General features: G+C 61.2%; 9 protein-coding genes. 2 read left to right on the forward strand and 7 right to left on the reverse strand.

The window, feature by feature from the left end; genetic code table 11:
• Positions 1 to 2 precede the first annotated feature (2 nt).
• The 4 genes from cyoB to hmpA all read right to left on the reverse strand — a co-directional run bounded on the left by cyoB (position 3) and on the right by hmpA (position 5,645).
• A complete protein-coding gene (cyoB, locus tag PspCFBP13509_RS24815; protein ID WP_065925995.1) occupies positions 3 to 2,021 on the reverse strand; it encodes a cytochrome o ubiquinol oxidase subunit I in 2,019 nt (672 codons plus the stop codon).
• 3 nt (positions 2,022 to 2,024) lie between these two features.
• Positions 2,025 to 2,966 carry a ubiquinol oxidase subunit II gene (gene cyoA, locus PspCFBP13509_RS24820; protein WP_027607622.1) on the reverse strand — a complete coding sequence of 314 codons (942 nt, stop codon included), beginning with the start codon at positions 2,964 to 2,966 and terminating at the stop codon, positions 2,025 to 2,027.
• Between the two features lie 792 nt (positions 2,967 to 3,758).
• Positions 3,759 to 4,265, reverse strand: a complete 507-nt coding sequence (locus PspCFBP13509_RS24830; protein ID WP_027607623.1) for a disulfide bond formation protein B — start codon at positions 4,263 to 4,265, stop codon at positions 3,759 to 3,761.
• Between the two features lie 198 nt (positions 4,266 to 4,463).
• Positions 4,464 to 5,645: an NO-inducible flavohemoprotein gene (gene hmpA, locus PspCFBP13509_RS24835; RefSeq protein WP_065925993.1), complete on the reverse strand. Its 1,182-nt coding sequence runs from the start codon at positions 5,643 to 5,645 to the stop codon at positions 4,464 to 4,466.
• A gap of 147 nt (positions 5,646 to 5,792) precedes the next feature.
• On the opposite strand from hmpA, the gene norR reads away from it, so the two are divergent.
• Positions 5,793 to 7,337, forward strand: a complete 1,545-nt coding sequence (norR, locus tag PspCFBP13509_RS24840) for a nitric oxide reductase transcriptional regulator NorR (protein WP_137212834.1) — start codon at positions 5,793 to 5,795, stop codon at positions 7,335 to 7,337.
• A 66-nt stretch (positions 7,338 to 7,403) separates the two neighbouring features.
• Here the strand turns inward: norR and PspCFBP13509_RS24845 are convergent, their stop codons facing one another.
• Positions 7,404 to 8,315, reverse strand: a complete 912-nt coding sequence (locus tag PspCFBP13509_RS24845; protein WP_065925991.1) for a DMT family transporter — start codon at positions 8,313 to 8,315, stop codon at positions 7,404 to 7,406.
• Between the two features lie 138 nt (positions 8,316 to 8,453).
• On the opposite strand from PspCFBP13509_RS24845, the gene PspCFBP13509_RS24850 reads away from it, so the two are divergent.
• The gene (locus PspCFBP13509_RS24850) at positions 8,454 to 9,326 is read left to right on the forward strand and encodes a helix-turn-helix domain-containing protein (protein WP_065947204.1); all 873 of its coding nucleotides are present in this window, start codon (positions 8,454 to 8,456) and stop codon (positions 9,324 to 9,326) included.
• Here the strand turns inward: PspCFBP13509_RS24850 and PspCFBP13509_RS24855 are convergent.
• Positions 9,323 to 11,824 (reverse strand): LuxR C-terminal-related transcriptional regulator, encoded by a 2,502-nt coding sequence (locus PspCFBP13509_RS24855; protein ID WP_137212835.1) that lies wholly within the window; start codon positions 11,822 to 11,824, stop codon positions 9,323 to 9,325. The genes PspCFBP13509_RS24850 and PspCFBP13509_RS24855 overlap by 4 nt on opposite strands.
• Positions 11,825 to 11,991: 167 nt before the next feature.
• A complete protein-coding gene (locus PspCFBP13509_RS24860) occupies positions 11,992 to 13,350 on the reverse strand; it encodes a DUF1329 domain-containing protein (protein ID WP_027607629.1) in 1,359 nt (452 codons plus the stop codon).
• Between the last annotated feature and the right edge of the window lie 4 nt (positions 13,351 to 13,354).

A 13,354-nucleotide genomic window follows, 5' to 3' on the forward strand; every position in this document is an offset into this window, starting at 1 on the left:
GTTTAAGCCTGTTCCAACGAGGTTTCTACACGGTTGGCCGGGATTTTCTTCTCGGCGACCAGGCGAGCGTGCTGCTCGGCTTCGATGCGCTCGATCGTTTCGACCGGCACCATGTAGCCTTGATCATCACGTGCTGCGTGGACAATGAAGTAGCCGATGGTGCCCACCAGGCTCACGATTGCCAGCCACCAGATGTGCCAGATCATCGCGAAACCGAACACGGTCAACAGCGCACCCATCACCACGCCAGTGGCGGTGTTGCTTGGCATGTGGATCGGTTCGTAGTGCTTAGGTTGCTGGTACGCAGTACCGTCTTCCTTGGCTTCGGTGAACGCATCGATGGTGTTCGCAGTCGGGATCACCGCGAAGTTGTAGAACGGGGGTGGCGACGAGGTCGACCATTCCAGGGTGTGGCCATTCCATGGGTCGCCGGATTCGCAAGCGTTCTGCTTACGGTCACGGATGCTCACGTACAGTTGGATCAACTGGCAGGCGATACCCACAGCGATCATGATTGCACCGAACATGGCGACGTACAGGTACGGCACCCACTCAGGGTTGGTAGTGGCGTTCAGACGACGGGTCATGCCCATGAAGCCCAGTGCATAGAGCGGCATGAACGCAACGAAGAAGCCCGAGATCCAGAACCAGAATGCAGCCTTGCCCCAACCTTCGTGCAGCTTGAAGCCGAACGCTTTCGGGAAGTAGAAGCTGAAACCAGCGATGTAGCCGAATACAGCACCACCGATGATCACGTTGTGGAAGTGAGCGATCACGAACAGGCTGTTGTGCAGTACGAAGTCAGCACCCGGGATGGCCAGCAGTACGCCGGTCATGCCGCCGATGGCGAAGGTCACCATGAAGCCCAGGGTCCACAGGACCTGGCTGGTGATACGCAGACGGCCGTGGTAGATGGTGAACAGCCAGTTGAATAGCTTCACCCCCGTCGGGATGGAAATCAGCATCGTCGCCAGGCCGAAGAAGGCGTTGACGCTGGCCCCCGAACCCATGGTGAAGAAGTGGTGCAGCCACACCATGAAGCCCAGTACGGAGATTGCGCCCGATGCGTAGACCATCGAGTGGTGACCGAACAGGCGCTTGCCGGTAAAGGTCGAGATCACTTCGGAGAAGATACCGAACGCTGGCAGGATCAGGATGTACACCTCAGGGTGACCCCATGCCCAGAACAGGTTCACGTACATCATTGGATTGCCACCAAGTTCATTGGTGAAAATGTGGAAATCCAGGTAACGGTCAAGCGACAGCAGCGCCATGGTAGCGGCCAGGATCGGGAACGAAGCCACGATCAGGACGTTGGCCCAGGTGCAGGTCCAGGTGAAGATCGGCATGTCCATCAGTTTCATGCCAGGGGCGCGCATTTTCAGGACGGTGGCCAGGAAGTTGACCCCCGTCAGCGTCGTCCCGAGTCCTGATAACTGTAGCGCCCAGATGTAGTAGTCCACACCCACGCCAGGGCTGTACTGGATGCCCGACAATGGCGGATACGCAACCCAACCGGTCTTGGCGAATTCGCCGACACCCAGGGACACGTTGATCAGCACCACGCCGGAAACCAGCAGCCAGAAGCTCAGGGAGTTCAGGAACGGGTAGGCAACGTCACGCGCACCGATCTGCAGCGGCACTGCAAGGTTCATCAGGCCGGTGAAGAAAGGCATCGCCATGAAGATGATCATGATCACACCGTGGGCGGTGAAGATCTGGTCATAGTGTTCAGGCGGCAGGTAGCCAGGCGAACCTTCGGTGGCCATGGCCAACTGGGTACGCATCATGATGGCGTCGGCAAAACCACGCAGCAGCATGACCATGGCAACGATGATGTACATCACGCCGATTTTCTTGTGGTCGACCGACGTCAGCCACTCGGTCCACAGGTAGGTCCACTTCTTGAAATAAGTGATTGCTGCAAACAGTGCCAGACCACCCAGCGCGATCATGGCGATGGTAATCATCACAATCGGCTCGTGGAACGGGACCGCATCCCAACTTAATTTACCAAACATCGTTTACTCCTCTGCCCCAGCAGTTGAATGCGAGCCCGTGTCAGAACCTTCAACCGCGGCCACTTCTTTCTTCTCGTGCTTGACCGGCTTGCCTGGCTTCATACCTTCGTACTTGTCGACGATTTTCTGAAACAGGTTCGGCTCATACGCGGAGTACAGGGCGACAGGGTTGTTCTGGCTTGGTTTGGTCAGGGCGTCGTATTCAGCTTGATCAAGCTGTTTAGGTGCGGCCTTGACTTCGGCTACCCAGGCGTTGAAATCTTCCTGGCTCGTCGAGATCGCTTTGAATTTCATGCCGGTGAAGCCAGCGCCGCTGTAGTTCGCGGAGATGCCTTCCATTTCAGCTTTTTCGTTGGCGATCAGGTGCAGTCGGGTCTGCATGCCTGCCATCGCGTAGATCTGACCGCCCAGGGCAGGGATGAAGAACGAGTTCATCACGGCGTCGGAGGTGATCCGGAAGTTAAGCGGGGTGTTCTCAGGGAAGCGAATCTGGTTAACCGTGGCGATACCCAGGTCCGGGTAGATGAACAGCCACTTCCAGTCCAGCGCGACCACTTCGATGTTGATTGGCTTGACGTCGGACTCCAGCGGACGGTATGGGTCCAGCTCGTGGGTCGACTTATAGGTGATGTAACCCAGGGCGATGATGATGAGGATCGGGACCAGCCACACCGCGATTTCGATCTTGGTGGAGTGCGACCACTTAGGCGCGTAGGTCGCGCTGGTGTTCGACGCGCGGTATTTCCAGGCGAAGGCAAAGGTCATGATGATCACAGGCACCACGACCAACAGCATCAGCAGGGTGGCAGTGATGATCAGGTTTCGTTGATCCAGACCGATCTGTCCTTTTGGGTCCATCAAGGTCCACTTGCAGCCTCCCAGCATTAACATCATGCCAAGCAGCGGCAAAAAGCCTAGTAATCGGGGGTACCTGTTTTTACTCATCTCACGACCTCTAAAGCAGCTTGCGCAATGCAGTTGGGTTTTGATCGCCAACACTTCACCCTGCCAAGGGTTGGCATTTCTCTTCGATTGAATAAGAGCCTGCCCGTCACGTCATATAGGTACGCTTCACGAGCCTGCGGTGAGTTCTTATTCGATTTCGTGGTTAAAGGCCTTGTTACAGACCAATTCCCTTTGGTGCGGATAGTTGAAAGGCTGCCGGAACCTTGGGGTCGCACAGAGCCGTCCATCTGCCCCTCGACCGCTCCAGTGCTCAAAGATTGAGCAGCACCGGACATTCAGTGCGGGCGATTGTAGTTAGCTAGCGATGTATAAACCATGTCTTATAAAGAAATAATTTTTATCGATTACAGCAATAATCCTTCACCAATATTGCAATGGTTCGCGATCTTATCGCGTTCGATTCTCAACAAAAACCACAAAAATTGCCGTGTTATAGGGCAAACCGTCACAGCCCTTACACCCCGTAAGGCCCTACGAAACCTATGCAACCCCCCATAAAACAAGGCATTCGGACATCACTCAAAGCCTTGTACGACGTGAGGTACGTGGCGGCGTCCAAACCACGAACTGACAGCACATCCTGGAGGCTTTTTGCAAATTTAAGCGCTGGTTTGGCGGGTCAGAAACGTCCTGCGGCGGCTTCCGTGTGACAACATGTCGCACATTGCGCGCACCCAAAATTGTCCGGCGTCACGCTCTGTTCACAAAAGCCTACATGCAAAAACGCCCCGGCCTTCCTTGAAGAAAGACCGGGGCGTTTCACTGATGGGTTCAGCCTTTGTGGCGGCGATTGCGATAGATGCCCAGGGGCACCAGGATGACCGTCAGCACGAACGCCACCAGTGCCCATTGCGCCAGGGACAGGCCGAGCACCGGCGGGTAAGGGGTGCTGCAGAAGCCGTCGACCTGGAAGCCCAGTGGGAAGACCTTGGCCAGGGGCAGGTCGTCGACGATAGGTTGCAGTACATCGACGCCGCAGCTCACCTGCGGGAAGAACTGGGTGTACACATGGTGACCGGCCGCGGCCACCCCACCGAGAGCGCTGAGTACCACCAGGCCTTCGAACAGCGTGAGGGCGCCCTTGGTGCGCATGGCGGCACCGATGAACGCGAAGATCGCAATCAACAGCAAGGCATAGCGTTGCAGGATGCACAACGGGCACGGCGCCTCGCCCAACACCACCTGCATGTACAACGCCCCACCGATCAGCGCCAGGCAGATGATGCCCAGCAACACCAGAAAGCGCCGCTCCCTGCCTAAACGCAATTCGTCACTCATCCCCGTATCCCTTTGTTTGGTTGTGCCAATGGCCGCAAGTTTACACACAGAGAGTGGTTTAAACAGAGAGGGGTTAACAGGGGATTAATTGGGGGATAGCGACAGGCTGCAAGCTGCAAGCCTCAAGTAAAAAGCGGGCTTCGATGCGGCCTTTACTTGAAGCTTGCGGCTTGAAGCTTCCTACTCCCCCAAAGGCGGTTACTCCAACGCGGCAGCCGGGCCGAAGAATTCGTAGCGGCTTTGTTTCTCGGGTACGCCCAGGGCCTTGAGGTGGCGCTTGATCGCCGCCATGAAACCTTTGGGGCCGAGGAAGTACGCGTCCAGGTCACGCTGCTTCGGCAACCATGCGGCCAGTTGCTCCTGGCTCAGCAGGCCGACCTTATCCGCCGCAGGGCTCACGCCGTCGTCCTCGGCATAGCAATAAAAGCGCTTGAGCTGCGGGTGCTTGGCCGCCAGTGCATCCACCCAATCGCGGAACGCATGCACCCCGCCATTACGCGCGCAGTGGATAAAGTGCACCGGACGCTCGGTGGCCAGCGCAGCCTCCAGCATCGGCAAGGTCGGGGTGATCCCTACCCCGCCGCTGATCAGCACCAACGGCTTATCGCTGGCCGCCAGGGTGAACTCGCCCGATGGTGGAAACAGGTCAATCGTCGCACCGACCTGCAACTGGTCATGCAGGTAGTTGGAAACCCGCCCACCGGCCTCGCGCTTGACGCTGATGCGGTACTGACCTGCATCACTCAGCGCCGACAGTGAATAATTGCGGCGCACTTCCTCACCGTCGAGCACCAGCTTCATGCCGATGTATTGGCCCGGCGCGGCCGCGAGGATCGCCCCGTTGTCCGCCGGCGCGAAATAGAAGGAAGTGATCTCGGCGCTCTCCTCCACACGCTTGACCAGGGTAAACGCCCGCGCACCGCGCCAGCCGCCGGGGGCCTGGGCTTTCTCTGTATAGATAGCGGCCTCGGCACCGATCAGGATATCCGCCAGTTGGCCGTACGCGGCGCCCCAGGCATTCATCACCTCAGGGGTGGCGATCTCACTGCCCAGCACCTCGGAAATCGCCCGCAGCAGGCAAGCGCCCACGATCGGGTAATGCTCCGGCAGGATCTGCAAGGCGACGTGCTTGTTGATGATCTTCGCCACGAGGTCGCCCAGTTGGTCGAGCTGGTCGATATGCCGCGCGTACATCAATACGCCATTGGCCAGGGCCCGGGGCTGGTCACCGCTGGCCTGGTGGGCCTGGTTGAACAGCGGGCGAACCTCAGGGTACTCGGAGAGCATCATGCGGTAGAAATGGGTGATCAGCGCTTCGCCGCCGCTTTCCAGCAGGGGCACGGTGGATTTGACGATGGCACGGTCTTGGGCACTAAGCATGGGAGCCTCCTGGGCTTCTTTACTGATTGCCCTTAGCTACTCAGTATTCATGCCAACTAATAAATCATTTAATTTCAATAGCTTGAGCGATATGTAGTCAGTATGACCTCCTACACCTTATAGTCATACGGACCACAAGGAGTCATTATGACTGCACACTCACTGCTCACCACCCTGCTGCCGCTGGTCGCCGACCTGTCGCGGGAACTGCCCGAAGGCGAACGCTATCGACGCCTGCTGCAAGCCATGCGCGCCCTGTTGCCGTGTGATGCGGCCGCCCTGCTGCGCCTGGACGGCGAATCGCTGGTGCCGCTGGCGGTGGATGGCTTGAGCGCAGACACCCTGGGCCGCCGCTTCAAGGTCAGCGAACATCCGCGCTTCGCCGTGCTGCTCAGCAGCCCTGGGCCCACACGCTTTGACAGTGACAGCGAATTGCCCGATCCCTACGACGGCCTGGTCGATGGCGTGCACGGCCACCTGGAAGTCCACGACTGCATGGGCTGCCCGCTGTTTGTCGACGATCTGCCATGGGGCCTGTTGACCCTGGACGCGCTGGACACCGAACGCTTCGAACGCGTGGAACTGGACGCCCTGCAAGCCTTCGCCAGCCTCGCTGCCGCAACGGTGAATGTTGCCGAACGCATCGAACGCCTGGCCCTGCGGGCCGAAGACGAACACCAGCGGGCCGAAATCTACCGCCAGGCCAGCGGCCAGCAGCACAAGGAAATGATCGGCCAGAGTAAAACCCACAAGCGCCTGGTGGAGGAAATCAAGCTGGTGGGTGGCAGCGACCTCACGGTACTGATCACCGGCGAAACCGGGGTGGGCAAGGAACTGGTGGCCCAGGCCATTCACGCGGCGTCGTCCCGCGCGGACAAACCACTGATCAGCCTCAACTGCGCGGCCCTGCCGGAAACCCTGGTGGAAAGCGAGTTGTTCGGCCATGTGCGTGGCGCCTTCACCGGCGCGCTGAATGAACGGCGCGGCAAGTTCGAGCTGGCCAATGGCGGCACGCTGTTTCTGGACGAAGTGGGCGAGTTGTCCCTGAGCGTGCAGGCCAAGCTGCTGCGGGTGCTGCAAAGCGGCCAGTTGCAGCGCCTGGGCTCGGACAAGGAACACCAGGTGGATGTGCGCTTGATCGCCGCCACCAACCGCGACCTCGCCGATGAAGTGCGCAACGGCCGCTACCGCGCCGACTTCTACCATCGCCTGAGCGTGTACCCGCTGCAAGTGCCGGCCCTGCGCGAGCGCGGGCGTGATGTGTTGCTGCTGGCCGGCTTCTTCCTCGAGCAGAACCGCTCACGCATGGGCCTGGGCAGCCTGCGCCTGACCAGCGATGCCCAGGCGGCGCTGCTGGCCTATAACTGGCCGGGCAATGTGCGGGAGCTGGAACATTTGATCGGGCGCAGTGCGTTGAAGGCACTGGGTAACTGTCGCGAACGCCCGAAGATTCTGAGCCTGAGTGCCCAGGACCTGGATTTGCCCGACATCAGCACGCCGGTGATCGAAGCACCGGCAGAAACCGCCCTGGCCGTCACCGGTGACCTGCGCCAGGCCACCGAGCACTACCAGCGCCAAGTCATCAACGCCTGCCTGGAACGCCACCAGCACAACTGGGCCAGCGCCGCCCGCGAACTGGGCCTGGACCGCGCCAACCTCGGCCGGATGGCCAAGCGTTTAGGGCTCAAATAAACCAGACAACTCGGTCAAATGTGAGAAATGCAGGAAATGTGGGAGGGGGGCTTGCCCCCTCCCACACTAGACCTGCTTTGCCTGGAGGATCGGATTCACCGGCTGAGCCACCTTGGGCTTACGAAACACCAACACATTCCCCAGCATCACCAGTACCAACCCCGCCAACGCCGGCGCGGTCCACTGGTAGCCTTCGGCAAACGCCGACACATTCAGCGCCACCACCGGGAACAGCACCGTGCAATACGCCGCACGCTCCGGCCCCATGCGCCCGACCAAGGTCAGGTACGCAGTAAACCCGATCACCGAACCCGGAATCACCAGGTACCACAACGCACCGATGTACCGTGCGCTCCAGTCCATCTCAAACGGAATACCGCGCACCACGCAGTAGGTCGCCAGCATCAACGAACCATACAACATGCCCCAGGCATTCGTGGTCAGCGGCCTCAGACCGGCCTTCTGCTGCAGGCTCGAGAGCATATTGCCCGCCGAGAAACACATCGTCCCCAGCAACGCCAACCCCAACCCCAGCAAGGTCTGCGGGCTGGCGGTATGCCCCACCAGTTCCGGCCAGAACAGCAGGCCCAAGCCCGCCAGCCCGAGGCCGCCTCCCATCAACACAGTGCGTGCCACCCGCTGGCCGAAAAACACCCGGGCGTTCAGCGCATTCCACAGCGTGGCCGTGGAAAACACCACCGCCACCAGGCCGCTGGGGATCCATTGGCTGGCGGTGAGAAAGCACATGAAGTTGACACAGAACAGGCACAACCCCTGGGCCAGGCAGATAAGGTGCCCACGCCGATTCATCACCTGCAACTTGCGACTGACCAGCAGCAACGCAAACAACACCAGGGCCGCCAGGCCGAAGCGGTAGACGATGGACACGGGAATCGCCACCACGCCCAATTGCCATTTGAGGGCGATCCAGGTGGTGCCCCAGATCAGCACGGTGAGTAAATACAGGGAAAGGTTCATAGCGGGCTCCATCGATTGAGCCACAGTGTCGCCTTCAACCCGGGCAAGGCTCTTGCACAATCTTGCGCTTTTGTCGGGCGATGGGATCACAGCGCCAGCCTCGCGGAGTAGGATGCAAGGCGTCGGAGAACACACACCATGCCAGACCTGGAATCCCTGCAAGTCTTCCAAGCCCTTAACCGCTCGCCCAACGCACGCCTGGAAGCCTGCGCCGAGCTCGGTGACGGCTTGTCCGCGGCCTTGTGGAGCAACCATCATGATTCCCAGGACTACCAGGCGCCCAGCCATCACACCTTGTCCTGCTATGTCGGTGGCGGCACCGGCACGTTTCGGCGTGACCGGCCGGGCACCAAGGGCGGCCCCGACAAGCTGTGCATCCTGCCTGCCGAGCACCAATCGGCCTGGGTGATCAACGGTGAGATCCGCCTGGCCCACGTGTATTTCAGCCCGGAGCAATTTGCCCTGGGCTGCGTCACCCTGCTTGACCGCGAACCGCGCACGCTGGAGCTGCGGGAAAGTACCTTTCTGGAAGACCAGCGCCTGGCCCAACGCTTCCACCAACTGATCGCCCTCAACTGGCACGAGCCCGCCGAACGCCTGCTTACCAGCAGCCTCGCCCATGAAATGCTCAGCCACACCCTGCTCAGCCAGGTGGGCGCCCGCGAAGGCCTGCGGTTGAAAGGCGGGCTGGCCGCCTACCAACGACGGTTGCTGGTGGACTACATCGACCAGCACTTGGAGGAGCCCATCAGCCTTGGGCAACTGGCTGGGTTGTGTGCGTTGTCGGAGTACCATTTCGCACGGATGTTTCGCCAAAGCTTCGGACTGCCGCCCCATCAGTACCTGCTGGCGCGCCGGCTGACACGCGCGCAAAACCTGCTGCGTGGCGGCGCCCTGCCGTTGGGCGAGATTGCCCTGCTGTGCGGTTTTTCCAGCGCCAGCCACTTTACCCATCGCTTCCGCCAGGCCATGGGCGCCACGCCCGGCGAATACCGTCAGGCGTTCATCTAAACCATCAGGCCCAAGGTCTTGGCCTTGGCCACCGCCTGGGTACGCCGCTCTACGCCGAGCTTGCTGTGAATGCGCCGCGCGTGGGTCTTGACGGTGTGCAGGGAGATAAACAGGCGGTCGGCGATCTCCAGGTTGGAACTGCCGAGGGCGATCAGTTGCAGCACTTCCAGTTCGCGCTGGCTCAAGGGGTTTTCCACCGTGCCGGGGGTTGATGCCTGAGGTTCCAGGCCCAGCTCACTCAGCAGTCCCGGCGCGCGCAGACGCAGTTCGCGAATCGCTTGCTGCACCTGGCAACGCCCGGCCAACTCCAGGCCGGCTTGCAGCGAGCGGCGCGCCAAGGCCTGATCACCCAGCTGCCAGGCGACTTCGCCCAGCACCAGGTGCAGTTCGATTTCCAGGCACAGCATGCCGCGCTGATGGGTGGCTTGCAGCAAGGCGTTGAGCCGTTCCAGCGGTTGCTCGGCGCAGCCCAGCTTCACCTCCGCCAGCACCAACAGGTATTCAAGACGCGGGATCAGTTCCAGGGTGGCCGGCGGCGCCTGCTTGCCCTGGGGCCCACGGAAGTGACGCAGCACGCGACGCACCGCTTCCACGGTCAATTCGGCGCGCCCCTGCTGCAACCAGAAGTGCCCGCTGACCAACAGCAGCACCGCGCGGTACACCGTGTCCGGCACCTGGCGTTGCTGCATCAGCCGCTCGGCCTCACGCAACTGGACAAAGGCCTGGGCGTAATCGCCACGGTTGGCAGCCAACAGCGCCAGGCCGAGAAAGCCGTAGAGCACGCGCTTGTCCTGGCTGTGCAGGCACATCTTCAAGCCCGTGTCGAAACACTCGGCGGCCAGGCTGTCCTGGCCCTGGCGCAAGGCCAGGTGCCCGCGTCGCAAGGCGATACGCCCCACCAAGGGGCCGGCCTTGAGCCGCTGTTCAAGTAACATGGCCTGTACATTTTCCAGCAGGCTCTGGGCCCGGTACGGTGCCCCGCGCTGTTCCAGCAGTTGAGCGTGATCCAGCTCTAGCAGCGCCTCCAGCAGCAACGAACCATGGGCGCGCGCCAGGCACAGCGCTTCGCGGTTCAGGCTTTGGGCCACGTCCAATTCGCCGCGCAACAAGGCTTGCTGGGTCAGGCCAGACAGGCACATCAGCCGCGAGGTCCACGCGCTGTCGGGCAAGGCTTGCAGCGCCTCCAGAAAATGCAGGCGCGAGCCCTCGGCATCGCCGCCCAGGTGCAGCAGCCAGCCCCATTGCGCCTGCCAGCGCGCCAACAAATACCGCTGTTGCGCCGCCGTCGGTTGCGGGGCAAACCGGGCCAGTTGATCGATGCACACCGCTGCCTGCTCGAAACGCCCGACAAACAGCAACGCCGCCGTCACCAGCCCCACCAGTTGTGCCGAGCCGAGCATCAACTCATCGCCATGTTGCTCATGCAGGTGCAACAGCAAGACGGCGTTCTGCTGGCGGAACAGGTCCTCGAAACTGAAATGCTGCAACAGGCTCACCGCCATTTCATATTCTTCGGCCAGCAGCGCCTGTTCGAAGGCGGCCTGCCAGTCCTGTTCGGCGCAGAACCATTGGCAGGCGCGGCGATGCCAGGAGCGTTTGGCCGGCCAGGGCTCGTGTTGCATCAGCTGCGCCAGGGGCGGAAAAACCTGCAGCCAGTCGGTGTCTTCCCACGGCTGGATAAAGGTGCCGAGCACCTGCAGATCCCTCAGGTACTGGTCACCGTCACCCGCGCCGAACAAGTGCTCGCACAAGCCGGCGTTGAAGCGCGGCAGATGAGCCAGTACGCGCCAGGCCTCCGCCAGCTCCGGCGGCAGTGTGCTGAACAGTTCGTGTCGCAGGTAGTCGAGCAAGGTCTTGTCGGGGTGCCCATCCCCCAGCAGGGCGATGCGCACGCCCGCGCACCAACCGGCGCTGAATTGCTGCACGCTGTCGACCGAATGCCCGGGTGCATGGCTGAGCAGTTGCTGGATTTCCCCAGGGCTGAAGGCCAGTTCGGCGCCACATTCGAGCAACTCATCGTCGAGCAGCAGGCGCGGCCAGTTGCACGTCGGTCGCCGCCGCGCGCCCAGCCACCAGGTCAGGGCCGGGCTGCTGGCGGTGAGCAGGCGGTCGAGCAAGGCGTCGGTGTCGGGCGTGGGCAAGCGGCAAAAATCATCGAGGAACAGCCACGCCGAGGCCTGCCAGCGGCTGAGGTCGAGCAGCAAGGTGGTTTCATCGGTAAACGTCAGGCCCAGGTTTTGCGCCAGCCGCAGGCACAGGTCGAGGGGGCTGAGCACCGCGCCATTGAGCGGCAACCAGTACACCTGGCAACCCGCAGGCGCCTGCAACGCACATTCGGCGAGCAGCGCGCTCTTGCCACTGCCGCCGGGGGCGCAGAGTAATTTGACCCTGGCCTGGTCCGTCAGCAACGGCTCGGCCAGGCGTGGGCGCAGCAGATGGTGAGCGGACAGCCGGGGCATGAATCCAGGACGGTCCAGGCAGCGTGTCATGGCAGTCATTGCTGCATCCTGCTTTTTTATTGTTATGCAACCTGATGCTTACCCTAGTCCTGTGGCGGGTGGTTGTTGAAGAAGTATTCAGCACAATGATTGAAGGCCATGCACAAAACCCAATGTGGGAGGGGGGCAAGCCTCCTCCCACATTTTGACTCCGCTTCGATCCGGGATCAGCGTACGCCTTCAGCCCTCAACGCCGCCGGGGTGTAGTCCGCTGCCTTGGCCGCAAAGCCGAACACGAAGCTGCTCTTCTCCTCGTTCTTCATGCCCAGTGCGATGTAGCGCCCGGCAATGATGTCGTACAGGGTCTCGACGGTGTAGGCCGGCACCTGATGGTCGTAGTAGAACTGCGCATGGCCTTCGGCGACGCGCCACAGTTGGCCACGACCGTCGTAGTGATCCACCAGCGCGACTTGCCAGCTGTCTTCGTCGATGTACATGTGGCGCTTGGCGTAGATGTGCCGCTCGCTCGGTTTGACCGTGCCGACCACTTCCCACACGCGGTGCAGTTCGTAACGGGTCAGGTCCTGGTTGATGTGACCGGCCTTGATGATGTCGTCGTATTTGAGCGACGGCGAATCGAGCTTGTAGCTGTTGTAGGGGATGTACATCTCTTTCTTGCCCACCAGCTTCCAGTCATAGCGGTCGGGGGCGCCGGAGAACATGTCGAAATTGTCGGTGGTGCGCAGGCCGTCGGACGCGGTGCCCGGGCCGTCATAGGACACTTGCGGCGCGCGGCGCACGCGGCGCTGGCCGGCGTTGTAGATCCAGGCCAGGCGCGGCTCCTTCACCTGGTCGAGGGTCTCGTGCACCAGCAGCACGTTACCCGCCAGGCGTGCCGGGGCGGTCACCGATTGCTTGAAATAGCTCAGCACGTTGGCCGCCTTGGCCTGGTCGATATCGGGAATCGCCTGGGGCACCGCCACTTCCTCCTCGAAGCGGATCGGCGTGTAGCTGCCATTGGTCTGCGGGGTGGCCTGGGTGATGATGCGGCGCAGGTTGCCACCGTGGTAGCGGGTGATGTGGTTCCACAGCACTTCCACGCCATTCTTGGGAATCGGGAACGCGTAGTAACGGTTACCGGTGAAGTTTTCCAGGCCGTTGCCGTCGTTGATCGTCTTGACGTTCAGCGCGCTGCGCTTGATCGACTCGTAGATGTCCGGTGGCAGGTTGACCGTACGGTGGCTCGGGTACACCGGGATCTTGTAGGTCTCGGGGTAGCGCTTGAACATCGCCACCTGGCCGTCGGAGAGTTTGTCCTTGTACTTGTCCACCGTGGCGGCGGTGATCACGAACAGCGGTTTTTCATTGGCGAACGGATCGGCGAGGAAGCCCTTGCTGTCCACCGCGCCGGCGTTTTTCGGGATACCGCCGGTCCACGCCGGGATCGAGCCATCGGCGTTGCCGGCTTTTTCGGCGCCGACCGGTGTCAGGGTGGTGCCCAGCTTGGCCGCCTCTTCCGGCGACACCGCCGCCATCACGTGGGAAGCCAACAGGCTGAGGGCCAATACTGCAATTGTCTTACGCATGGAT

This window comes from Pseudomonas sp. CFBP13509 (assembly GCF_005233485.1).
In the GTDB taxonomy this organism is placed as follows: Bacteria; Pseudomonadota; Gammaproteobacteria; order Pseudomonadales; family Pseudomonadaceae; genus Aquipseudomonas; species Aquipseudomonas marginalis.